Genomic DNA, 25,545 nt, shown 5'->3' on the forward strand with positions numbered 1-25,545 from the left:
GTACCTTCCTTAATATTCAAAAATGTTTTTTTAAGTTTGTAGATTTAAATTTCGCACTGTACAGAACAAATAAAAGGCGCGTTTAATATCATTTTTAGTTAAATTTTGCCGCCATTAAAAATTATATCTTCATTGTATCGTTATTCAAAACTTTATTCTCTCAGAACCGTATACGTTTATTGTGGTGCAACGCTAGTTTTGATATCGGCAAAAATGGGCACTGATTTAGGTTTTTATCAAAGTATTTTTGTTTCTCTCTGATAGCAGGTTTTTTGAAACCGTAGGGACGAAGCATTTGCTATAACGGGCAGACATGCGTTCATGCTCAAACGGCCAAATGCTTCACCCCTACACCGTGCGGCAAATATCGTTATTATTGGAATTTTTCAAAAAACGAAATTGATACAATTTAGCGCATGTTTTCCACGTATAAGATATATATAAAATGATTAGAACAGCAGTCTAACAGAATATATTTGACATCAGCCAAAAAATGTGCTATAGAGGAATTCATGTTTTTTTAAAGTTCGTAACTTACATTCTATCAATGATATACATATAAAACAGGAGCTGTCAATTGACCATTATTTATAGTATTAAAGCAAGAGAGATTTTGGATTCAAGGGGAAATCCTACCGTAGAAGTCGATGTGATTTTGAAGAATGGAATTATGGGCCGTGCCGCCGTGCCTTCCGGAGCTTCCACAGGAAAAAGGGAGGCCCTGGAACTGAGAGATACTGATAAACCTTCACGATTTATGGGCAAAGGGGTTCAGACTGCGGTTAAAAACGTAAATGAAATTATTTCTCATAAACTCGAAGGAATGGATGCAACCCGCCAGGTAGAGATTGACAACCTGTTAATACAATTAGATGGCACCAAAAACAAAGAGAAACTCGGGGCAAATGCTATTTTAGGCGTTTCGCTTGCAACGGCAAAAGCGGCTGCTAATGCATTGGGGGTTCCCCTATACCGGTATATTGGCGGTACGAATGCAAAGGTTTTGCCCGTCCCCATGATGAATATCCTGAATGGCGGCAAACATGCCGACAACAATCTTGATATACAGGAGTTTATGATTGTGCCGGTAAATGCGGACAGCTTTGCGAACGCCTTGCGCACCGGCGCAGAAATATTTCATACCCTTCGCTCTGTTTTAAAATCAAATGGATACAACACTAATGTTGGAGATGAGGGCGGTTTTGCTCCGAATTTGAAAACTAATGAAGAGGCGATTGATTTGATTCTTCAGGCGATTAAAGACGCCGGGTATAGTGCGGGAAAAGATGTTTATCTTGCGTTAGACTCTGCTGCCAGTGAATTTTATCAGGAAGGAAAATACGTATTGCGCACAGAGGGTTGCAAGAAAAAAACAAGCGATGAAATCATCGCCCTTTACACGGAATTTTTGAATAAGTATCCTATTTGCAGCATTGAGGATGGTTTGGCGGAGGACGATTGGGATGGTTGGGTTAAACTTACCAATCAACTGGGAAAAAAGGTTCAAATCGTAGGAGACGACATATTCGTTACAAATACGGAAATCCTGGCAAAGGGAATTGAAAGAGGCGTAGCCAATTCCATTTTAATCAAGGTCAACCAAATTGGCACTTTAACAGAAACGTTAGATGCAATTGAACTGGCAAAGACGAATGGCTACTCAGTCGTCATTTCTCATCGGTCAGGCGAAACAGAAGATTACACCATCGCAGACATAGCAGTAGCCACCAATGCCGGCCAAATAAAAACCGGTTCACTAAGCAGGACGGATCGTATATGCAAATACAATCAACTTTTACGTATAGAAGAAGACCTCTCGGATAACGCAATATATGGAGGTAAATTATGCAGACTGCAAAAACAGGTATAGAGCATGGCAATCATTTTCGGGGAAATCTTTTTTGTGAGAAAAGAGAGGAAAAACCCTTTTATTTCGGCAAATACATCCTGATTACCCTTGTCACCTCATTTGTCGTAGTACTCTTCTCCTACCTAATTACGCATGCCCGTCAGGAAAGATTTCGTATGTTAGAAACAAAAAGGATTCTTGAGGGACATGTGGTACAATTAAGATTGGAAAACGACAGTCTCGAGAGCGAGTATTCCTCTTTACAGAAAGACCCTCTCCGTATTGAAAAAGAAGCGCGTGAACAATTAGGATATTTTGCGCCTGGAGAGGTTTTTTATGATAAGTATCGTTTTAATATAAAAAGCGTCCCCGGAAAAAAGCCCGTTGCTGCAACTGCCCCAAACCGGTGGAAATCATTCCTCTTCGACGGGTCTTTTCCATGGCAGCTTCCTGCCATGATAATTCTTGTTACCGCCGCATATTATCTGATTACCTACTATTATGAATATAGAAAATTATATAAATCAAATCGTTAGAGATGCGAAAAGCGCTTCGCGGCGTATTGCTACGGCAAGCACAGCGTTAAAAAATACTGCACTTGATTATATTGCGGAAGGCATAAATTCCTCTGCGGATTTCATTCTAACGGAAAATAAAAAAGATGTGCTCGCCGCAAAACAAGCCGGACTGTCAGAAGCGATGATTGACCGCCTATCCCTGACCGATAAACGTATCAACGCAATGGCTGACGGTGTAAGGCAAATCATTCATCTTGCCGACCCTGTAGGAGAAATTATTCATGGGCATACACGGCCAAATGGTTTGCAGATAAAAAAAATACGCACACCAATCGGCGTAATTGTTATTATTTATGAATCACGGCCTAATGTGACCGCCGATGCTGCGGCATTGTGTCTGAAAGCAGGAAATGCCGTTATATTAAGGGGTGGGAAAGAGGCGATTCATTCTAATATTGCGCTGTATAAAATACTTACTGCCGCTTTGGAAAAGGCAGGACTCGATAAAAACGGCATACAGCTTGTCGAAATTACAGAGAGGGAGGCGATTGATTATTTACTTACGTCTGACAAATATGTTGACGTCGTCATTCCTCGTGGCGGAGAAGCACTCATCCGTACCGTCGTTGAAAAATCGACCATCCCTGTTATAAAACACTATAAAGGCGTTTGCCATACCTACGTGGATGAATTTGCCGATCTGAAAATTGCCGAAGAGGTTTGTTTCAATGCCAAGGTTCAGCGGCCTGCAACCTGTAATGCAATGGAGACGATGCTGGTGCATGAAAATATCGCTCCCGTTTTTTTGCCAAAAATAGCGAAAAGATTAGTTGATTCCGGCGTGCAATTGCTGGGTTGCAAAAAAACATGTACCTTTTTAGATACGATAAAACCGGCAACGGACGAAGATTATCATAATGAATACCTGGATATGGTGTTAAACATAAAAGTAGTGGATTCAATAGATGACGCTATTTCTCATATAACAAAATACGGTTCAGGTCATTCAGAGGCAATCATCACTACCAATTATAGTAATGCCCTGCAATTTACCGGCGAGGTAGACGCCGCAGCGGTATACGTCAACGCCTCTACCCGTTTTACCGATGGCTATGAGTTTGGCATGGGGGCTGAAATTGGCATTAGCACGGATAAACTCCACGCCAGAGGGCCAATGGGACTTGCAGAACTTACCTCCTATAAATTTGTGGTTTTTGGAAACGGCCAATTGCGGGAATAACTACGAAGTACGATTTGGAATTTGGGACTTGGGATTTTAAATCATACCTCGTAATTCGTAATTCGTAATTCGCTTTTTGCGGCAAATTAACTTCCAAAGAAATACCTTCCCTGCCGTAAGGGCATTCATAAAACTTGCTTCACCAGAAAAAAATGATATAAATTATTGTTTGTTTTGCGGAAATAGGACTTTTAAATAATTTCAAACGAATCAGGGAAACCTTTCATTATTTTTTTATTTGGTGTAAATATTATGGGAAAAGCAGCTTTTGGTGAAAGATCAATAGCAGAACTCGAGAATATGATTCTGGAACTTGAACATCGTATAGAAGATTTAGAAAATGCCTCTTTAAAAGGCGAATCAGAGCATGACGATGAATTACGCTACTTAAGGGAAGAGCAAGAACAGATACAAAAGGAAATCTTTGCTAAATTAACCCCTTATGATATCGTTAAAATCGCACGGCATCCCTTACGCCCACTGTCAACAGACTATATAAATTTTATCGTGGAAGACTTTGTTGAACTCCATGGGGATAAACGATTTGGCGATGATAAGGCAATGGTTTGCGGTTTTGGCAAGATTGATGAGGAAAAGGTGTTAATCGTAGGACACCGAAAGGGGAAAAGCACAAAGGAACGTATTGCGTGTAATTTTGGCATGCCAAATCCTGAAGGATACCGGAAGTCATTGCAAAAGATGAAGCTTGCGGAAAAGTTTAAATTACCTGTTATTACTTTAATAGATACCCCGGGGGCAAATCCTGATATTGGAGCGGAAGAAAGGGGGCAGGCACATGCTATTGCAGAGAGTATTTATGAGATGTCCCGGCTGAGAACGCCTATAATAAATATCGTTATCGGCGAAGGCGGCAGCGGAGGGGCATTAGGAATCGGAATTGGCGATATATTTGCAATTCTCGAATATGCCTACTATTCCGTTATTTCCCCAGAGGGATGTGCCGCAATATTATGGAAAAATGGAGAAATGGCGCCGGAAGCTGCTAAAAAACTACACTTAACTGCCAAGGATTTATTGAATTTGTGCATTGCGGATGAAATCATACCTGAACCATCCGGCGCTGCCCATAAAGACCCCGAAAAGACTGCCTCGACAATGAAATCGTTTCTGCTTAAATATCTGCATCAGTTAAAAACTATCCCTACCGACAAACTTATAGAAGACAGATACAACAGATACCGTAAAATAGGGAAATATCTGGAGGTTTAAACCAGAATACGAAGTACGATTTTACGATTTTTTTAATCTGTGCAATCGTTCTACAGAGCTCACGACGAAGTCTGTGTAATCGGTGGCTTCCTTTTTTATTAATTTACGACTTGGGACTTGTGATTTTTAAATCGTACTTTGTAGCTCATAACTCGTACTTCGTATTCCTACCTGTTTTCAATCATTTCCAGGTATTTTTTTATTTTTAAATGCCCCGGGCTAATCGCAATCGCTTCTTTCAACAACGTTTCTGCCCTATCTTTATTGCCTTGTTCGTAATGTATAACCCCTGCACGGAAAAGTGCTTCTGTGTGAGAAGGTTTAATACGAATGGTTTCTTCAAATGCTTGTAATGCGAGGGCATTATTTCCCATCCTGAGAAATACGTACCCAAGATTAAAACGAAAATCGGGATTATCGGGAAGTAAATGAACTGCCTCCTGAAACTCTGACAGCGCACTATCCATGTCGCCTTTTTTTGCGAGGGAGGCGCCAAGGTTGTTGTGGGCATAAGGATACAAGGGGTCATATTTTATTGCCTGACGATATTCTTCTATCGCCTTATCAAGGATACCTTTTTTGTCATAAAGAGCACCAAGATTGTTGTGGGCATATGCCAGCGCCTGGTCAATCGCCAGTGCGGATTGATATGCCTCCACGGCAAGTTCGAATTGGTTTTTTGATTCATAAACATTGCCCAGATTGTAATATGCGTCACTGTTTAATGGGTCTGCGGCAACCGCCTTCTTGTACGCGGCAATCGCATCTTCATCCATGCCTCTTTTGTTATACAATACGCCTAAATTATTATGTGCATCGGCAAAACCGGGGTCGATTGCCAAAGCCGTATTGTATTCCTCAAACGCATCGTCATATTGTTCCATCTCAAAATAAATCTTCCCAAGGTTGTTATGCGCTTGTTTGTAATCCTGTTTTATTTGGAGTGCTTTTTTGTAAGAAGAAATTGCCTGGGGCAACTGATTCTTTTTTTTGTAAGCATTCCCCATATTGTAGTGCACCGTAGCATAACGGGTAAATCCGGTTTCCTGTGATTTTTCTATTGCTTTGCGGTAATACATAAGGGCGGTATCCGGGTCATCTTTTTTATTATACTGCGTGCCAAGATTATTATAGGTAGTAAAGCTGCAGAGTGGATTTTGAGCGGAATTGTACCACAGTGTAAATTCATTTTCCCAATGTCTGTTCCGGGTGATTGTGATGATCGCACAAACTATTAAAACCGGAATGATGAAAGAGTATTTAATCGCTTTCTTTTGATGTGTAATTGCCGTTGAAAAAACTATACAACATCCTATGAATGGCAAATAAAGATAGCGGTCTGCCATAAGATTGCTTAACGGAATAATGTTTATGACAGGAAGGAGGGAAATAAAAAACCACAATATCCCAAACAATATGAAATAAAATCTTTCCTGTCGAAATGTTGCGCTATTTTTATCACATTGCTGCGGTTTGAAGGTTTGAAATATGCATTTTCTTTTTAAACGGAGAATGATAACAATAAGAGTTGTTAAAAATAAAAATGGCACAATAAAGGCAACCGACAGAGGCGATTTAATGGGTAAGACATGGTAGTCCACATTAAGATTAAAAGGTATAAAGATATTGGAAATGTATCTGCCTGTTACTTTTGTTGATGTAAACAAGGCCGTCAGGAAACTATTACCGGGATATTCGATATTCTCATGGATATTACGAAATACGATAAATCTGAGGATGAGATACATAATGCTGATCCCTATATAGCTTATGAAATAAGGAGATACGGCTATTTTTGCAAAAGCCCTGAAGAAAAGGCACGCCCTGTTTTTCCAATACCCGGGTTTTGAGGAGTTGTTTTGGGCATCTTCGGTGGGACCTGCACAGCGGTTGATATGGAAAGCGCCTGGTTCTTTTTCCAGGGATGGAGAGGGGATGTTTACCGTGCGTTCTTTGAAAAGGAAGCAAAAGGAAAAGATTAATCCCGGCAGCACAATGGCAGATTCCTTGGAAAGCAATGCCAGGAAATAGGTTGTCATTGCCGCAATATAAACAGGAATACAATGTTTGATTGCAGGCATTGGCGCCATTTCAGTAAAGAATATCCGGCGACGGTCTTTTGTTTTCTCAGGGTATGCGAGAGAAGACGTTTTTTTGTCAGAGAGCAGAAAAAGCAAAAAGGAGAGCAGTGCAAAATTGGTTGCAAGCAGGTCTTCTCTATAACTTATTGCGTTAACCGTTTCGTTTACAATGGGGTGCATTATGAACAACAGGGCAGCTAAAAATGCATGATTGATGTATGATGCACTGCCCTCTATATACTGAGAAGCGGGGTATTTGACGGGGAAAAAGCATCTGCCCAAACAGCATATAAGAAAATACACCAGCACCGAATTTATTGTGTGTGATACTACGTTTGTGATGTGATAACCCATTGGGCGGGATTGCCAGAGTGAATAGTCCACAAAATAAGAAAGAGTCACTACCGGCCTGTATGTCAGCTCTCCGGAGCGGGCAAAATAATCGTGGGTAAATAAGGCGGAAAGATTCCGCCAGTCTTCAATAAAATGGTTATCTATAATGGTAGAATTGTCATCGTAAACAAACTGGTTTGGCAGACAATTTAAATACGTGAGAATTGAAACGGTGGAAAGAATGACGATTGATAGAATATGTAATGATTTTTTGTTGCTATATATAGTCAAAAGCATTTATTTTTTAAAAAAATGGTTTTTTTCTTGCATTTAAAAACGCTCGTTCCCAAGCACGAAACACGAAACACGAAACAAATTCTAATGACAAAATGATTTGAAATTCTAAACAAATGTAACACTTTAGTTTTTTTAAAAAACAAAAATACTCGTTCCCAAACCTTGTACTGAACATAGTGAAGTATCTGTTTGGGAATGCATTTGTTTGAGAAACTCCGGTTTCTCGCCTGTTTGCTGATAGATAGGGAATAAAATCACAGGGTTAAGACAGTTTGTAATTTGTCAAGTCAGACCCTCACTGGAAACAAAGTTTCCAGTGCAATTGCGTTCCCAAGCCGGAGCTTGGGAACGAGCGTTTTTTTTCATAGAACTAAAGTGTTACAAACAAATGCACCTTTAGTATTTTGCATTTCGTGCTTCTTATTGTTGTATGTTTTGGATTTGTTTTGAATTTTATGCTTTGTTATTCGGATTTGTTTCGTACTTCGTACTTCGTATTTCGGATTTCACAATTACTGGTCAGATGGCTTTCTTTGCAATCCTTGTCCCGGAGCGGCCTTCAAATGCCTCGCGCACCTTGTCAAGCGAAGTAATAAGGGCAAATGATCCGCCCCATTCCAGGAAATGTATGGCTGCCTGGATTTTTGGACCCATACTTCCAGGCGGGAAATGCCCTTCGTCCAGATAGCGCTGCGCTTCATCTGCCGTTATGTTGTAAAGAGGCCGTTCGTTTGGTTTTTTATAATTGAGGAAAACGTTTTCCTCCCCGGTAAGCATAACCAAGGCACTGGCATTAATATCTCTTGCCAGAACGCTTGAAGCAAGGTCTTTGTCTATGACAACGTCCACCCCTTCAAGGTCTCCGTTTTCCTTTATAATTACAGGAATACCTCCTCCCCCGGCGGCAATGACGATATTGCCAGCCCCTGAAAGGCATCTGATCGCCTGAATCTCTATAATCTTCAGAGGATTGGGCGATGCCACTACCCGACGATACCCTCTGTGGCTGTCCTCCGCAATATCCCAGCCTTTTTCTCTTTGAAAACGTTCCGCCTCTTCTTTCCTGAAAAAAGGACCTATGGGTTTTGTCGGACACGAAAATGCCCGGTCGTGTTTGTCCACTACAACCTGCGTCAGAACCGTTACCACACAGGTATCTCTGTTTTCCCTTCGCAACGCATTGGTCAATGATTGCTGGATCATGTATCCGATTGCCCCTTCCGTATCGGCAACGCACATTCCAAGCGTAAGCTCCGGCGTCTGGTCACGGCAGGCCTCGGTCATAAGCAGCAAATTACCCACTTGCGGGCCGTTTCCATGGGTGATTATTATATTATACCCCCTGTTTAAACAGTAAATGACTCCTTCCATACTTTTCCGTGTATTTTCGAATTGTTCCCCTACGGTTCCCTTTTGACCTTTCCGGATGAGAGCATTTCCCCCCAGCGCAATTACCATAGTATTTCTACCGTTCATTGGAGTTTTTAACTTTTCAATAAGTTGGGATTTTTATAATAATTTCTATCTTTCACTGTCCACAGTCCACAATCTGCAGTCGGCAATCCGCAATCCGCAATCCGCAATTTGCCGATTGCCGACTGTATAGAATTCCCCATTAATAAAGGTGGCAAGCGGGTTGTTTATCTCAATTTATTGAGAAGTTACGGAGTTTTGCCCTGATAATCTTTTCGAGTTGAGGTTCGCCTGTTTCCTGCATGCCGTAACGTACTCGTTCTGCAGGTTTATCGATACGGATTATTTTTCTCAGATCTATGGGAGTTCCAATAAGTACGGTATCGCACGGCGTGCGGTTGATGGATGCGCTTAATTCCTCAACCTGTTTCCGCCCGTATCCCATAGCAGGCAGCAGGTTTTCCATGTGGGGATATTTCCTGTATGTTTCGTGAATCGACCCTACGGCGTAGGGTCTTGGATCAATAATTTCCAAAGCACCATATTGCCGGGCAGCAAGTACTCCCGCGCCAAAGGACATGCCTCCATGCGTAAGGGTAGGACCGTCTTCAATCACCAGCACACGTTTGCCTTTTATCAGGCTGATATCTTCAACCGTCACCGGCATTGCAGCGTCAATGATCGTTGCACCGGGATTCGACTTTTGTATATTTTCCCTTACCCTGCGTATATTTTCCGGTTTTGCGGTGTCCACCTTGCTGATAATAATAACCTCCGCAAGAAGGAGGTTTGTTTCACCCGGATAGTAAGAAAGTTCATGGCCTGGCCTGTGGGGGTCTGCAACAGTGATGTACAAATCCGGAAGGTAAAAAGGGGTATCATTATTGCCTCCGTCCCATACAATGACGTCGGCTTCTTTTTCTGCCGCTTCCAGAATATCTTTGTAGTCAACTCCTGCATAAACAGTAGTGTTTTGTTCCACATGGGGTTCATATTCTTCAATTTCTTCTATGGTACAGTCATACTTCCTGAAATCATCGTACGTGGTAAAGCGCTGTAAACGCTGTTTAAAAAGATCGCCGTAAGGCATGGGATGTCTTATTACCACAGGCTTCTTTCCCAGCCCCTTAACAATCTCACAAACTCTCCGGGAAACCGAACTTTTACCGCACCCCGTCCTCACCGCGCATATTGCAATAACAGGTTTATTGCTCTTCAACATGGTTTTTTGTGGGGCAAGGAGGGTGAAAGCAGCTCCCGCGGCATTCACCATACACGCCTTGTGCATAACATATTCATGCGAAACGTCGCTGTAAGAAAAGACAACTTCATCTATGGCATACGATTTTATCAGAAAGGACAATTTTTGTTCAGATTCAATGGGAATGCCGTTTGGATAGTGCTTTCCTGACAGTGAAGGGGGATATTGCCTCCCTTCAATATTAGGGATTTGTGCCGCAGTGAAGGCAACTACGTCATATGCATGATTGTCGCGAAAGCAGACATTGAAGTTATGAAAATCCCTTCCCGCAGCACCCATAATAAGTATCTTTCTTCTGCCTTCCATAGAAATTATTTCCCCCCGGCGCTGTCTTTGTATGCGCCATCAAAAACGCCCGTTCCCAAGCTGGCAGACTTTGAACGAGTGCAAATTTAGAATTTAAAATCTCATACGGCTCATAGCTCATAGCTCATGGCTTATGGCTTATGGGTTTTTTCAACATTTACTGTACATCCACAATTATCACGTTTGTCATTGCGAGGGTCTTTTCCGAAGCAACCTCATAAACCGTCATAGAGATCCTTCCATCCTGCATTCATTCCATTAATTAATTCTATTTTTTTAGCCCTTGAGCCACCTTTAATTTGCTTCTCCCGGAATATGGCGTTTCTTACGTCACGAAATATCTCGTAGTATACTAACTTTGTAACATTGTACTTTTTTGTAAACCCCTCGACCCTCTTCTCTCTATGCTCATATACTCTTCTTTTAAGATTGTTCGTAACCCCTGTGTAGAGTACGGTATTATTTTTATTCGTCATTATGTAAACAGAGTATAATTTATCCATTACAATCACCTTGATTGATCTGGCATTATAAAAAAGATTGCTTCGGAAAAGACCCTCGCAATGACAAGTTTTGTAACATTGTACTTTTTTGTAAACCCCTCTACCCTCTTCTCTCTATGCTCATATACTCTTCTTTTAAGATTGTTCGTAACCCCTGTGTAGAGTACGGTATTATTTTTATTCGTCATTATGTAAACAGAGTATAATTTATCCATTACAATCACCTTGATTGATCTGGCATTATAAAAAAGATTGCTTCGGAAAAGACCCTCGCAATGACAAGCCGGGAGCCATCAGCCATCAGCCATCTTAAAAATCGCTAAAATCCCCGTCCTCCATAGGAATTATATCTTCCGGCGCTGCCTTTGTCTGCACCATTTTACTGCCGTATCCTTATTATTCAACATATTATGCCATTATAAATATCTCTTCAGCTTAAAAAATGGCTGAAATGCGCTATGTATTCAGGTTTGGGTGAGGAAAAGAATAAAGGCAAATAATCAACTATTTGAGATTTGAATATTGAACATTTTTCTTACTGCGTAACATGAGTTGCACGGTTTTGAAAATTGATGTTCAATGTAAACAACATGGTCTTTGCAAGCTTGGTATACCTCCGGCGGGTTCAGGTTTCGTCGTGAGCTCAGCCGAACGGTTGCAAACCTGAACAGTATCAGATTGTCATTGCGAGGGGCGTCAGCTTGTCATTGCGAGGGTCTTTTCCGAAGCAACCTCATAATATCCGTCATAAGAGACCTCGACCCTCTTCTCTCTATGCCCATATACTCTTCTTTTAAGATTATTCGGAACCCATGTGTAGAGCACTGTATTAATTTTATTCGTCATTATGTAAACGGAGTCTAATTTATCCATTACAATTACCTTGATTGAATCTGGCATTATAAAAAAGATTGCTTCGGAAAAGACCCTCGCAATGACAAGTTGGGACATTTTGGAACCCGCAGGGCGCTGCTGAAGCCACTTGGCTACCCGTGCTACTTCGCGCAATGACAAAAGCTGAGAGTACCTTTAGGAACCCGCAGAGGTAGTAGTCTTTTTTGCATAACCATTTTTATGAAGGTATACTTCAACAAGGATGGGTTCCATGTTCAACGGTTCAGGGGTTTTCATTAGTATACCTCCGGCGGGTTCAGTTTTCGTCGTAAGCTCAGCCGAACGGTTGCAAACCTGAACAGTATCAGATTGTCATTGCGAGGACATCAGCTTGTCTTTGAAGGGGCATCCGCTTGTCTTTGCGAAAGCATCCGCTTGTCATTGCGAGGGTCTTTTCCGAAGCAACCTCATAATATCCGTCATAAGAGACCTCGACCCTCTTCTCTCTATGCCCATATACTCTTCTTTTAAGATTATTCGGAACCCATGTGTAGAGTACTGTATTAATTTTATTCGCCATTATGTAAACGGAGTATAATTTATCCATTACAATTACCTTGATTGAATCTGGCATTATAAAAAAGATTGCTTCGGAAAAGACCCTCGCAATGACAAGCTGATGCCCTCGCAATGACAAGTTGGGACATTTTGGAACCCGCAGGGCGCTGCTGAAGCCACTTGGCTACCCGTGCTACTTCGCAATGACAAGTTGATACCCTCACAATGACAAGCTGGGAGTACCTTTTGCAACCAGCAGAGGTAGTTTTTTTTGCATAACCGTTTTTATGAAGGTATACTTCAACAAGGATAGGTTCCATGTTCAACGGTTCAGGGGTTTTCAGCCGTAAAACCCTTCATTTTATTTAAAAATATCCATTTATGACTATCGACGACCCAATAGCAATATTTGATTCAGGGGTGGGGAGCCTTTCAATAATAAAGGAAATCAGAAATGCCTTGCCCGGCGAGAATTATATCTACCTCGCAGATAAAAAACATTTTCCTTATGGAAAAAAAACACACGATGAATTGTTACGCATTATCCGGAACACCATAGAGTATCTTTCGAAAAATTTCACCCCAAAACTCATTGTGCTTGCCTCCAACACGCCTTCCATTCAGGTGCTTCATGAATTGAAAAAAGGGGCGGTTGACGTTATCGGCGTATTTCCTCCGGTCAATGAAGCTGTAAGTGTCTCCAAAACAGGACACATCGCCATTTTGGCAACGCAAAACACGGTAATGAGTTCCGAACTGGACGAGTACATACACTCGCAGAAGATTCCGGCATCGGCAAAAATCATAAAGTGGAATGCCTCACGGATGGTAGAGCTTGTGGAAACGGGAGATTTTTTGTCAAATAAGGATAAAAGCCTCAGAATAATCTCCGAAGAGCTTTCACTGTTGGAAGAGACGGATAACATGGTCGACACAATTACACTTTCAAGCACACACCTTCCTTTTTTAAATGAATATTTTGCGCTGCTAAGGCCCTGCCTTCATTTAATTGACCCCGCAAAGATTGTTGCCAGAAAAGTAAAAAGTCTGCTGGAAAGAAATCTTCGTACTACGTCACAAAAAGGAACCCTGGAAATATTGGCCACGCAGGGAAAAGAATCACTCGAAACAATCATAAAAAGGCTTGGCATCCAAGAGGAAATACACGAGGTACGGTTTTAGAGGTACGAAATACGATTTACAATTTGTACCATGAGCAATTAGCCATGAGCCACCAGCCATCAGCCATGAGCCATTAATCATCTTCACGTATCTTAACAAGCCCTAACTGCTCCGCTATGGAAAAAAAACCCGGCTCATTTACATGGTTGATATCATCCTTCAGGACATGCAGGAGCTGTTCCCTTGCCTCCTGCTTTTTCCCCTGTTGAAAATAAATGATCCCCAGATTCTTACGTGCGCCAATATTCCGGGGATTTGCCCTTATCGAACTCAAAAATTCCATCTCTGCCAAATCCCATAACCCTTGCCGGCAATACAATGCCCCCAGATTATTGTGCGCATTGGCGTGGTCGGGATTCAACCTCAAGGCTTTTTTTAATTCGCTCAGCGCCTCTTCAAAACGATTTGTCTCTGTATAAATGAAGCCTAAATTACTGTGCGCTTCAGCATACCCCGGGTAAATATATAATGCCTTCCGGTACTGCGCAATAGCGGCGTCAAGATTCCCCTTTTTCAGATAAGCGCTGCCAAGATTGTTAAATACCTGCGGCTTATGCATGTTGAGCTGAATCGCCTTGTTAAAAAACACAATGCACTCATCCAGTGCATTTTTATCAAAATAGGCATTCCCCATATTATAGTAGGCATAGGAAGATGCCGGGTCATAGTGTATTGCCAGGGAAAACTCGGAAATCGCCTTGTCAGTAAGCCCTTTATCAATATACATGGTGCCCAGACTATTGTGTCCCTCCGGATAATCATTCTTCAGGAGAACGGCCCTCTCCAACTCCCCGATTGCCCGGTCAAGGTCACCATGCTTGTAATAAAATACCCCAAGATTGTTATGCGCATCATGATTATCCGGCTGCTCTTTCGCAATCTTTGTCCAGAAGGTGTATTCGTCCCGCCAGTCATTGTTCCTTAGCACTGTTCTTAGGGCAAACGAAATAACCACTACTGCTGCAATGGCAATGATACCGGCGCGTCTCTTCAATGCCTGCCTATCGGGCAAAAACAACCCCGTCCTGCTGCCTGCCGGGATATTACCGGGAAACCAGCGGCCTATAACGCAGCCTGTCACTCCGCAAAACCCTGCAACCGGAAGATATAAATATCTCTCCGCCATAATATGCCCGATGGGAATAATATTCATCACGGGCAATAAGGCGGCAAAAAAACACAGTGCAAACAGTCCCTGTATGCGGGAGTGTTTTATTATCCTAAAAACAATCACGCCTACCGCCACAAGAAAAAAAACGCTTATGAGAAATGACATGTCGGAGAGCGTGCGTACTGGAATTGCTTTATAATCGGCATTCAAGTGTATGGGTAAAAACATTTGTTTTACATAATATGCCACCACCTTGACCATCGTCATACCGCTTATCCAAAAACTCTTTTCATAATACGCAACCGAAACAAGCCTTGGGTTTTTCAACAGGGAGAAACGCACGAGAATGAAAAAAAACGACACGAACGCGTATCCCAAAAGTATTTTTACATAATACCTTTTCAGATATGGTATGCCGCACAGCAACCGGTACAAAATGATGAATACCGGCAGTACTATTGCGCTTTCCTTGGAAAACAAGGCAAGCATATAAAAGAGCAGTCCGATTATTAAAAAAACCCCCTTTCTCAAATGCGACCCGTCATCTGCCGGCAATGGCTTATCTTTTGAACATGTTTTTAGTGATTTTATAAGGAAAATGCATGACAGGAAAGAGAAGCCGGCAACAAGTAAATCTTCCCGGTAACTAATAGCGTTTACCGCTTCGGTTACGCACGGATGAATCGAAAATATTAGCGCGGCAAAGAATGCAATCGACCGCGACTTCACCAGATTATTCACCAATATACAGAACATAAGGACGTTGAACGCATGTATCGCGACATTGGACAGGTGATAGCCGAAGGGATTGAGCCCCCATACCGCATAATCCAGAAAATAACTTAAGGTAACAACGGGACGATAGCTCAACTCATTGGAAAGGGAGAAATACTCTTTGCTGAATATTTTTGGAAGATTCCCGGGTGATTTTATGAAATAATTCTCTTCGATAACGCTGATATCATCATAGACAAAACCATTTGGAATGGCATTGAGAAATACGCAGAATGTAATAACAACAAGCAGCAGCAGCAGCAGATAGAATGCCTTTGATTTTGACATGGTTATAGTAGTGGATGTCCCATGGCTCATGGCTCATGGCTACAGTCCCGTAGTCCTTGAGGTTGTGTCGGGTAACGAAACCCAACGACTAGTAACACTTTAGATTTTTGAAAAAACACCGCGAAAAGCCCCGTTCGCACCTTTTTGAAAATTAATATTCAATGTTCAATGTAAAAGAATAGAGGCAAATGAGCAACAATTTGTAGGGACACGCCATGACGTGTCCTTACAAATCTGCGGGATCAAGTTCCTTATCAAACATAGACGACATCTCGCTCTATCCTGCGCCTCAATGTCTTGTTCATTTTATCCCGGAGACGAACAATATCAACCCTGTTGCCAAGAGATTCCTCGACAGCCTGCTTGATGCCTATCAGACAAAACAGGTCGGGCTTTTTAAGTTCAACCACAATATCAATATCGCTCCCCTCCCGGCCCTCGTCTCTTGCGTAACTGCCAAAGAGACCTATCTTTTTAACGCCAAACCTTTGTTCAAATTCAGCTTTGTGTTCAGAAATAAAACTTATAATATCTTCCCTCTTCATTCTATCGCTCTCACAAGAAACAATCGGAATACAGATTTGAACGATAAATGCGAATAATTATTTTCTAAAATTATCAAACACCTATGTTTTTTAGCCCCAACTCATTCATGGCGGGTTCAGATTGCAAGCCTGCCTGAGGTAGTAACATACTCCTCCTTTTGGTCTTTGGTCAATTGTAAACTTGTGACGATTTTTTTAGTCTGCGTAATCTGTGGTTCCCCTTTGCCTTGTTGTTACGTCTTTAGTGTTATTAAATCTTCGTCAAATTCAAGTGAGTAAGAGAGCACTGTCCTTAAATCTATTTTTTTAGAAGCATCCAGCATTTCTATACCCACAATTTTTCCCTCCGAAGTTGTATCCACATTAACTCCTTCTGAAATTTCTATAACCCCATCCGGCGTTTCATCCCCCAGCCTCAAATACAAAGCATCTGCTTCATTGTCGTAATACACTTTCATTTTTTCCTCCCATTCTTCAAAGGGTAGTTTGTTATTACTGTTATTATACTCTTCTCCACGACAATTGTAATTTTCAGTGGATACTTAAATCCTTCTGCACTTTCTATAATCTCATGCCTTCCTTGAGATAATTCTTTACCTTCTAAAATCTTTATAATTGTTGACTCTGATATTTTATATAATCTTGCCCTTCTTTTAGCGTGCCGTGAGAATTTTATTTCCACAAATCATTCCTCAATATTAGCGCCCATTCGCGGTTCAAAGGTTTTCAACCGTGAAACCTGAAAACCTCTCATAACTCGCTTAACCTATGCTTCCGGTGTTTAACGACCGTTGCCCTTACAATATACACCACTTCTTCCGCTATATTGGTGGAATGGTCGGCGATTCTTTCCAAATGGCGCGAAATAAACATCAGGTGCACTGCCCGTATAATATTCCCAGGGTCTTCCATCATATATGTCAGTAATTCGCGAAATATCTGGTCATTGAGGGCATCAACCGTGGAATCGCGCTGGCAAACCGCCTGCGCAAGGGTGGTATCTTTATTCACAAACGCATCAATGCTGTCTTTCACCATAGTTTGCGCAATAGTTGCCATCATTGGGATGTCTATTAGGGGTTTTAGCTGCGGTTCCTGATTCAGAGGAACAACCCGCTCCGCTATGTTTACCGCAAGATCACCCATCCTCTCGAGATTATTGGTAATCTTCATCGCTGAGGTTATAAACCGGAGGTCAACCGCCATTGGCTGTTGCAAAGCCAGCAGGTCAACGCACTGCTTATCTATCTCCAGTTCTAAATCATCCACCTGCTCATCGTGCATCACCACTGAGTGCGCCAGGTCGCTGTCTCTTTCTTTTAATGACTTAACGGCGTTTGAAATAGCCATCTCAACGACAGAGGCCATCTGGATAAGATTCCTCCGGAGAACACCTAATTGTTGGTCAAAATGTCTTTCCATTTGTTATTTACGAATTACAATTTTAGTTTTAGTTTTAGTTTTAGTTTTACGAATCACAATAATTTCCCCTCCACTGGGTGGCAATGGGGGGCGTCTTACGCACACACTCGTTCCCAAACCTTTTACTGAACATAATGAAGTATCTGCATGGGAACACAATGGCACTGGAAACTATATTTGAGGGTTCAGATTTGTAACCGTTCGGCTAAGCTCACGACGAACCATTCTTATAGCTCATGGCTCATAGTAATTTGGCTCATGGCTATCAGCACACAAGGGCATCCGTTTGTCATTGCGAGCGCATCCGTTTGTCATCGCAAGCACATCCGCTTGTCATTGCGAGGGTCTTTTCCGAAGCAATCTCATAAACCGTCATAACGAGCCGTGTATCGTTTATGCTGAATAGTTACATTTTTTTAGCCCTTGAGCCACCCTTAATTTGCTTCTCCCGCGATATGGCGTTTCTTACGTCACGAAATATCCTGAACCCGCCGGGAGTCGTGTAATGTTTACGCTGAATAATTACAAAGCCATCAGTCCTGCTTTCTAACTTTTTCCTCAATTTCTTAGCTACTTCTCCGGAATCAACTTCTGATAAACGATCCGCCCATATTCCAAACGCAGGATGGCGCCTTTTTGTTATTTTTTCAGTTTTCAAATCAATATAAACTCTGACTTTTTTTTAGATATACGTTCTAATCTTTTCCTGATCTTTTCAGGTATAGACAAATGGCCATCAGGTAGTACATCGGCTATGTATTCAACTAGTTCGTTGCTCATCATATCTTCCGTTCTAAAAGCAGTGGTTAGTGTTTGACAATTTTATTGTAGCAGCAATTATTTTACACATCCTGTGATTATTTATGTCGTTCAAAAAGCAGTGTTAATCAGCGTTTATCTGTGTCCAACTATTGGTCATTGGTTCATCATGATAGTTCATTATAGATGTGGGTAATGCTTTTTCAAGAACCATTTAGGGGATTTTAAATTTTGGATTTTGGATTTTAGGTAATAGTTCACTGCAGTTCGTTATCCTCTTTTTATTTTTGCCGGCAACTTATGGTATTACCCTGTAAAAACCTCTTTTTTTTGTAAGATTTTCTTCGTGCCCCTTTGTGTTCTGTATTCTTTGTGCCCTTTGTGGTTAAACTCTTTTTAATTACGGCTTTATAGCAATATGTGATTTAAGGAATTGGGGATTTTACCAACTTACTTAAAAACCACAAAAAAAGGGGTGTTATATCTTTCGACATAACACCCCTTTTAAACTACTTGACTACTAAACTAACATTATCACTATTTTATTTTGCAAGAGTGACGTTTACTTTCGGTTTATCTTTCACACCTTTTACAGCAAACTTCACGTTAGCTTTTCCTTTGCTCTTCTTCGCCTTCACGGTAAACGTTGCCTGGCCACTTGTATCTGTTGTTTCGCTGGCAGGCGTTACCTTAATCTTCTTCTTGTTAGCCGAAGTAAGCTTCCTCTTTACCTTCACGCCTTGTGCAGGGCAACCATCTTCATCTGTTACCAGCACTATAACGTCTTCGCTGTCACCTTTTGTAAGACTCAGGCTATCCGGTGTTACAGTAGCGGCTGAAGCAACTGCCTCATCCGGTTCCGGACATGGTCCTTTCGGTTCCAAGGTTACTGGCAGGATCGTTACCGGAGGTGTCACTGTTACCGTTACAACCGATGTGAGATAGTCAGTTGCACTTACAGAAACCTCGTAATCACCGGCTTCGAGGGTAAAGGTAGCTCCACCACTTGCATCCGTAACTCCGGATTGTCCATCAACAGTCACCGTAGCTCCTGCGATTGGAATGCCATCTCCATCCGCAACCGCAACTACCAATGTCGCAGTTGGTGGAGGCGTCACAGTTGGCGTTGTTATTGGTGTTCCCTGAACAGAAGCAACCAACGCGAAGTCGAGGTTTGTTGTCCCGCCTGCCGTTACTACTATAGCAGTAGGGGCTGAGGGAACGTAACCGAGAGCCACAGCGGTAAAGGTACGAGTTCCAGCTTCAACATTCGCAATCGAGTAGAACCCATCCGCGTCAGTTGTATCAGTGTAAATCCCTGACTGATTACGCACCGTCGCTCCTTCAATGCCATCCCCTGTCGCCGCATCCGTTACAAACCCTTCTACCGAACCGAGTCCAGGTATCAGAGATGGTGTTGGCGTTAGCCCAGGGGTTGGAGTTATTCCAGGCGTTGGAGTTACCCCAGGCGTTGGTGTAGGCGAAGGTGTTACAGCAGCCGTTATAGCAGCCGTATCCGTCACAGTCCTGGTTGACGATGTTGTATTTATCGTGTCTGAATAAGTCACCGTCAGCGTTTCACCTTCTGCTCCCTGAATCTGGTTAAATTCAGTAGTAGCACCGCTAGAAGTTACCAGGATAGACCCTACAAATGTTCCTGTGTCATTACCCGTTTCCACCAGCCTCATCTTCGTGCTGTTTACTGAAGATGTTTGAATAAACACATCATCTAACAACGTTTCAGTGCCTGTATGAGACGTATTTCTTTCTGCATCAGCCAATGTGACAATAGCATATGTGCCTAAACCATAGGAATCTGCATTAAACTCTATAGTCGCATCATAAGAGCCAAATGACAGCGTCTCTGTGACGGTAGTGTTGGAAGGGCTGGAATCCGTGTATGTTACAGTAACAACCCCGCCTTCCTGTGCTTTCACCTTACCTAAATTAGCACTTGTTTCAACTGTTTCTGTACCAGTGGTAAAGGTGGCAAGGAATGTTCCGGAGGTATTTCCGCTTTCTACAAGATCTAGCGTAAGAGCGCCACCTGTAGAGTAATTGCTGCCCTCTATCTTAAGCTTATCAGTCAACGTATCTTGCCCGGAAGTGGTATTCTGATCATCATCAACTACGGATACCACCACAGTATCACCGCTCAGGTAGGCTTTCGCTTTACTCAATAATAAAGATCCTATGCTAGTCTCGATACTTAACGGACCGACCACCCTATAATTTGTAGAGTTGTCCTCTGCAGTAGCGCTTGGAGAATCATTATAATGAACATAAATGCTATCTCCGCTGGATACCTGCAATCTGTCGGAGCTATTCAAGGTGGAACTCGAACTAGACAATTGGAACGAACCTTTAAATGTTCCAGAGTTAACCGCAGTTTCTTCTAACTTAAAATCGATAGTGTTACTACTCTGATCTACCGATGAACTTAACACATTGCTAAGTTTGCTTGCATATAAAACCTTTGCAGTAAAGCCATTTTTAAACAAGCCATCAGGTGCATTAGAAGTCGAAGAACCTACCGGATTACCCAATCCGTTTTCATTGTAAAAAGTCACATATCTTGTGCCACTTTCGGTACGATCTGGTTCGCTGGTAGTCTGCTTGGACGATGTACTCGTATTTAAATCCTCATCAACCAATGTCACCACTACGTATTGATTAGGCCCAATGGTTCCAGATACATTGGTAGACAACTCTCCATCATATGTTTGAAAACCTACATCTGAAGCAGTCGCAGCCAAAGTATCACCCGCCTTATAGTTACCATCTGCATCTTTGGCATCATTATAACGAATGCGATAGGTTGCGCCAAAAAATCCACCGATGCGGAATACTTTCGCACCGTTGGAAAGTGTGTCCTCACGAGCCGTAGTCATATCATTTCCTATCACCTGGATCCATGTCTTGTATGGTGTAAATGATGTAGAACTCGCCAGCTTAGTAACAACCATCGTAGAACCCGCGACTGAAACTACTTCCTGAAATTCCTGAGAAAAATCATCACGTACTCTTACCACTGACCCGGTACCAATGAATGAATCCAATCGATTGGTAGAATTGAACTCAGAATTTGCAAACGTAATTGTCGTGTAATCCGTGGAATCTGAAAACGCTGTAGTCCTCGTAAGAGTTGTATCTGTCGTGACCCTAGCCGCTGTATAATCAAATCCAACCGTACCTACAAAAGTTGCCGAATTTGCCCCGGTTTCTGTCACTGGGATAGCAATCCATCTCGTACCATCAGGCGATATTTCAACGGTATCACCCAACCCATCAAGAGTCGCAACAAAAGATGACGTGGTCGCAGAGCTCAGGAAACTCTTCGCAGCACTTGAAGCTCCTTTCATAAGGGCGTTAGTATCAACACTCTGAGTGCCCAATGTAAAGGTTGCGCTGCCGGCCGAACTGCTACGGGTACCTGGAGTACCAATATAACCACTGCTTGGATCTTTTGGAATAATCCAAACCAGAGAATTATCGGTGTTAGATACACGTATAGCCGATGACGTTCCGACAGAAGTACCATCCTTAAAACTCAACGAAAGCGCATTGCCAACCCCTTCTCCAGAGCCAGAGGAATACGCCGCCACCTTCAAACGATCGCCTCTCTCCGCCGTGGTGGTGCCATTCCATGAATCCTCACCGACTGACTGCGAAGTAGAACTTGAAGTGTTAAGGTTATCATCAATCACAGTGACTGTTAAGAAATCATTTATATCAACAGTGGTTTTATCAACAGACAACTCCCCGGTTTTCCCGGCAATTCCAAATGAAATATTGGCCGAAACCGTCCCTGCTTGTCCGTTAGATTTCAACAAATCTAGATAAGAAACCTTCAAGGTATCACCATCTCTCGGACCAACCAGCCTGAAGCCGTCAAAAACTACGCTAACGCTACCGTAGCCGCTATTGGCTATAATATCACCTTCAGTACCAAGTCCAGCCGAATCATTAGGTGTGCTAAACGAGCTCACTGCAATCAAACAATATGAACTTCCATCCATCAACTTAACAAGCTTAGAACCTGTTGCCGCATAATTAGAGGAACTACTCGGCAAGCCCCAAGCAGAAACCGCATATCCAGTACTGGTCTGTGTTCCATAACACACAACTTTGTGGCCGGTTTGAGTATCTCCGAGCGATAATGAACTTGTGCCAAAGGCTACAAGAGATGCTCCGACATCTGCCCTAGGGGCAGAAGTTGCGTCAAAAACAACACTGACTGTTCCATAAGTTTCGGTTGATGTACCATTATAAATAAGCGCAATACCGCCGTTTGCGTTCGCCTCGACAATCCGAAATGTACACGAAACAGTACCGGCCCCCAAGGTAATATCCTGCCCCTGATAGTAAGATTCAGAACTGCTTCCAACTTTCAGATTTCCTACCAAATCACTAGCCGCAACGGTAGTTGTAGTGCCGTACACATAACCGCTTGCCGTAAAAACCCCGGTATTATTACCCGTCTCCACAAGCATTATATGCCTTGCGACAATAGATGTGCCGCCCAAGGATAACGTGTCGCCCGTATCAGAGGATTGATCAACTGCAGAAATCTGCACCATTGAAGATGCCGTACCCCTTGTGTCACCCGTTGTAAACCCGTCATAAAACCCAATAACATCCCTGACGACGGGATTAAGGTTTTCATCAGGATCTGAAATACTTAAAATAATATTCCCGTTTGATGGCAAGCCTTCAACCGAGGTAACGCTGGACGGTGAAGAACTAATGCTACCACTATTGAAACCTACCGTTGCGGTATCCAACGTTGATCCGCCATACAATAGCTCTAAAGTGGAACCCTCCGCAACTTTCAAATCCCCACTAGTGGCAGACTGCGCATTTCCACCGATGTTCGCAGCATTCAGCCTCAAATCCAATCCAACAATGCTGTTTCCAAGGACTGAGTACCAATAACTCCCTGCAAGATCTTCCACATATCCGGAAGTAGTCCCCAAAGCCCTGTAATTGGGCTGTACTGTACCAGTAGTGGTAAATACCGTAGAAGTGTTACCCGTTTCGAGCAAAATAAACGAGGTAGCGTCGTCTACACCAGCTCTTACCGTTACCGTAATGGTATCCGGAGAACTTGTCGTATTACCTGAGCTGTCTGTCACAGAAATCCACGCACGATCGTAATCGTTACCCCCAGCTTTTTCTGGCAGATAGCGATCACGGTCAAAACTCCCCGTGGCGGCCTTTGCGTTTGACGCTACGCCCATAACCAGGGCCAGCATCAAAAACAAAACACCTGCCATGCTTAACCAATTGCCTTTTAAATTTAATCCAGGTCTTTTCATATCCTACACATCTCCTTTTACTAAGACCAACATGAATATGCTTCCAATAAAATTCCGCCCATACATTGGCAGCCACAAGGGCTGCCCCAACATTACATCATGATAATTTTTTAACTCCCAATGTACTACGACCCCCTTCTGAAATCACACCACCTCCTTTTCAGGAATGCGAATTATGATAAGAGATGGGAAAACTGCACGTGCGTTTCTCTGCTCGTTACCTTGCCGCGATAGCGCAGGCCTTGGCAGAAAAACCAACTACTTTCTTCCTTATATTCACCCTCCTTTCCTAAATAATAACGCACGATTGTGTATTCAACTATTAGACAAGCTAAGACATTTTAGATTTTTTTAATCTGTGTAATCTTTGGTTTCTTTGGTTTTTTTTATTAATTTATGATTTTTAAATCGTAATTCCTAACAATATGCCCTGTATAGCTAAACCCCGGTGTCGCAGAATATAGCACGCAATCAGATGACAGTCAACTAAAAAATCAATTTTTCCCAAACTTTACAAAAGAGTAACACACAGCGTTTTAAAGGGTTAACGTTGGAAGTCAGAAGTCAGAAGTCAGAAGCCAGAAGCCAGAAGTCAGAAGTCAGAAGTCAGAAGTCAGAAGCCAGAAGCCAGAGGTCATAGGGCAGAAGTCGGCAGTCGGCAAATTACAGATTGAGGATTGCAGACTGGGGACTGGGGACTGGGGACTGGGGACTGGGGACTGGGGACTGGGGACTGGGAACATCTCTCGTTCCCAAGCATCTCTCGTTCCCAGTCTCTCTCGTTCCCAAGCTCCGGCGTACACCCTTGTTCCCAAGCTCCGGCGCACACCCTTGTTCCCAAGCTCCGGCGCACACCCTTGTTCCCAAGCTCCGGCGCACACCCTCGTTCCCAAGCTCCGGCGCACACCCTCGTTCCCAAGCTCCGGCGTACACCCTTGTTCCCAAGCTCCGGCGTACACCCTTGTTCCCAAGCTCCGGCTTGGGAATACGCTTATACCAGAAGCTCCAGCTTCTTTTCATAATTCAATTTGATCTATCTCGATACATCCTTTGCCATAAAGGTAATTCCCTGCGCTCGAATAAACCCAATGTCCGGCATCTTCTACCAGCCCCCTTCTTACAGGATTGCAATGTATATATGCAACCTTTTGTCTAAACACATCCTCCTGCGCAACCACCTGCGGGTGGAATCCTTCCTGCCATACCTGATATTCGCTGGTAGCCTTGTGTCCTTTTTTATAAAATTCAAACTGTTTCAGAAGCCGCTTCCTCTGATTCTCTTTTGCTATCCGTATAATTTCCCGCGCAGTATAGCTCTTAAAATCTCTTATTATTCCAGACACCGCCTCTGACGAAACAAGAAGGTGTATATGGGTATCCATTACAACATAAGCAAACAATCGCAGCCCTTTTTTCTGTCTGCAATAAGTTAACGAATTGACTATGATGTCGCAAAATATCTTTTCTGTAAATACCGGTAGCCACCCGACAATTGTAGAGGTTATAAAATACAGGTTGCTGTTTTTTACTATTTTGTAACGTGATCTCATGATTTTCCGCGCAAAGCATCGCTTTTACCGCATGTACGTTCCCAAGCCGGAGCTTGGGAACGAGGGTGTGCACCGGAACTTGGGAACGAGGGTGAAACAGTCCTCAATCGGCAATCGGCAGTCAGAAGTCAGAGGTCTGAAGTCGGCAGTCGGCAGTCGGCAAATTACAGATT

General features: G+C 42.7%; 20 protein-coding genes. 5 read left to right on the plus strand and 15 right to left on the minus strand.

Annotated features, from left to right (window positions below):
• Positions 1–577: 577 nt before the first annotated feature.
• The 4 genes from eno to KSMBR1_RS06340 all read left to right on the plus strand — a co-directional run bounded on the left by eno (position 578) and on the right by KSMBR1_RS06340 (position 4,837).
• Complete coding sequence (gene eno / locus KSMBR1_RS06325) at positions 578–1,870, plus strand: phosphopyruvate hydratase (RefSeq protein ID WP_099324552.1); 1,293 nt, start codon at positions 578–580, stop codon at positions 1,868–1,870.
• Positions 1,846–2,385 carry an FtsB family cell division protein gene (locus tag KSMBR1_RS06330; protein WP_099324553.1) on the plus strand — a complete coding sequence of 180 codons (540 nt, stop codon included), beginning with the start codon at positions 1,846–1,848 and terminating at the stop codon, positions 2,383–2,385. The genes eno and KSMBR1_RS06330 overlap by 25 nt, the downstream gene beginning before the upstream one ends.
• Complete coding sequence (locus KSMBR1_RS06335) at positions 2,351–3,607, plus strand: glutamate-5-semialdehyde dehydrogenase (protein WP_099324554.1); 1,257 nt, start codon at positions 2,351–2,353, stop codon at positions 3,605–3,607. Before KSMBR1_RS06330 ends, KSMBR1_RS06335 begins: the two co-directional genes overlap by 35 nt.
• A gap of 252 nt (positions 3,608–3,859) precedes the next feature.
• The gene (locus KSMBR1_RS06340; RefSeq protein ID WP_099324555.1) at positions 3,860–4,837 is read left to right on the plus strand and encodes an acetyl-CoA carboxylase carboxyltransferase subunit alpha; all 978 of its coding nucleotides are present in this window, start codon (positions 3,860–3,862) and stop codon (positions 4,835–4,837) included.
• 167 nt (positions 4,838–5,004) lie between these two features.
• Here the strand turns inward: KSMBR1_RS06340 and KSMBR1_RS06345 are convergent, their stop codons facing one another.
• The 7 genes from KSMBR1_RS06345 to KSMBR1_RS06375 form a co-directional block, all read right to left on the minus strand.
• Positions 5,005–7,542: a tetratricopeptide repeat protein gene (locus tag KSMBR1_RS06345; protein ID WP_230408049.1), complete on the minus strand. Its 2,538-nt coding sequence runs from the start codon at positions 7,540–7,542 to the stop codon at positions 5,005–5,007.
• A gap of 525 nt (positions 7,543–8,067) precedes the next feature.
• Entirely contained in the window at positions 8,068–9,024 is a 957-nt protein-coding gene (gene arcC / locus KSMBR1_RS06350; RefSeq protein WP_099324557.1) for a carbamate kinase, read from the minus strand.
• Positions 9,025–9,193: 169 nt separating this feature from the next.
• A complete protein-coding gene (locus tag KSMBR1_RS06355) occupies positions 9,194–10,534 on the minus strand; it encodes a cyclic 2,3-diphosphoglycerate synthase (protein WP_099324558.1) in 1,341 nt (446 codons plus the stop codon).
• Between the two features lie 209 nt (positions 10,535–10,743).
• The gene (locus tag KSMBR1_RS06360; RefSeq protein ID WP_099326996.1) at positions 10,744–11,031 is read right to left on the minus strand and encodes a GIY-YIG nuclease family protein; all 288 of its coding nucleotides are present in this window, start codon (positions 11,029–11,031) and stop codon (positions 10,744–10,746) included.
• A 5-nt stretch (positions 11,032–11,036) separates the two neighbouring features.
• Positions 11,037–11,246, minus strand: coding sequence for a GIY-YIG nuclease family protein (locus tag KSMBR1_RS06365; RefSeq protein ID WP_099324559.1), 210 nt, complete (start codon positions 11,244–11,246; stop codon positions 11,037–11,039).
• Between the two features lie 481 nt (positions 11,247–11,727).
• Positions 11,728–11,982, minus strand: coding sequence for a GIY-YIG nuclease family protein (locus KSMBR1_RS21905; RefSeq protein ID WP_197705364.1), 255 nt, complete (start codon positions 11,980–11,982; stop codon positions 11,728–11,730).
• Between the two features lie 247 nt (positions 11,983–12,229).
• Positions 12,230–12,499, minus strand: coding sequence for a GIY-YIG nuclease family protein (locus KSMBR1_RS06375; protein ID WP_157820421.1), 270 nt, complete (start codon positions 12,497–12,499; stop codon positions 12,230–12,232).
• A 305-nt stretch (positions 12,500–12,804) separates the two neighbouring features.
• Here KSMBR1_RS06375 and murI point away from each other — a divergent pair, with 305 nt between their 5' ends.
• A complete protein-coding gene (gene murI, locus KSMBR1_RS06385; RefSeq protein ID WP_099324562.1) occupies positions 12,805–13,605 on the plus strand; it encodes a glutamate racemase in 801 nt (266 codons plus the stop codon).
• A 73-nt stretch (positions 13,606–13,678) separates the two neighbouring features.
• Here the strand turns inward: murI and KSMBR1_RS06390 are convergent, their stop codons facing one another.
• From KSMBR1_RS06390 to KSMBR1_RS06430, 8 genes are all read right to left on the minus strand, one after another.
• A complete protein-coding gene (locus tag KSMBR1_RS06390) occupies positions 13,679–15,808 on the minus strand; it encodes a tetratricopeptide repeat protein (protein WP_099324563.1) in 2,130 nt (709 codons plus the stop codon).
• 224 nt (positions 15,809–16,032) lie between these two features.
• On the minus strand, positions 16,033–16,323 hold the full coding sequence (locus tag KSMBR1_RS06395; RefSeq protein ID WP_099324564.1) for a nucleotidyltransferase family protein: 291 nt from the start codon (positions 16,321–16,323) through the stop codon (positions 16,033–16,035).
• Between the two features lie 233 nt (positions 16,324–16,556).
• A complete protein-coding gene (locus KSMBR1_RS06400; RefSeq protein WP_099324565.1) occupies positions 16,557–16,781 on the minus strand; it encodes a DUF2283 domain-containing protein in 225 nt (74 codons plus the stop codon).
• On the minus strand, positions 16,778–17,005 hold the full coding sequence (locus tag KSMBR1_RS06405) for a hypothetical protein (protein WP_099324566.1): 228 nt from the start codon (positions 17,003–17,005) through the stop codon (positions 16,778–16,780). The genes KSMBR1_RS06400 and KSMBR1_RS06405 overlap by 4 nt, the downstream gene beginning before the upstream one ends.
• A 68-nt stretch (positions 17,006–17,073) precedes the next feature.
• Complete coding sequence (gene phoU / locus KSMBR1_RS06410) at positions 17,074–17,745, minus strand: phosphate signaling complex protein PhoU (protein WP_099324567.1); 672 nt, start codon at positions 17,743–17,745, stop codon at positions 17,074–17,076.
• 406 nt (positions 17,746–18,151) lie between these two features.
• On the minus strand, positions 18,152–18,403 hold the full coding sequence (locus KSMBR1_RS06415; protein ID WP_099324568.1) for a GIY-YIG nuclease family protein: 252 nt from the start codon (positions 18,401–18,403) through the stop codon (positions 18,152–18,154).
• A gap of 643 nt (positions 18,404–19,046) precedes the next feature.
• Complete coding sequence (locus KSMBR1_RS06420; RefSeq protein ID WP_099324569.1) at positions 19,047–23,822, minus strand: Kustd1514 family S-layer glycoprotein; 4,776 nt, start codon at positions 23,820–23,822, stop codon at positions 19,047–19,049.
• Between the two features lie 1,016 nt (positions 23,823–24,838).
• Positions 24,839–25,372: an REP-associated tyrosine transposase gene (locus tag KSMBR1_RS06430; RefSeq protein WP_099324570.1), complete on the minus strand. Its 534-nt coding sequence runs from the start codon at positions 25,370–25,372 to the stop codon at positions 24,839–24,841.
• Positions 25,373–25,545: the final 173 nt, after the last annotated feature.

This window comes from Candidatus Kuenenia stuttgartiensis (assembly GCF_900232105.1).
GTDB lineage: Bacteria > Planctomycetota > Brocadiia > Brocadiales > Brocadiaceae > Kuenenia > Kuenenia stuttgartiensis_A.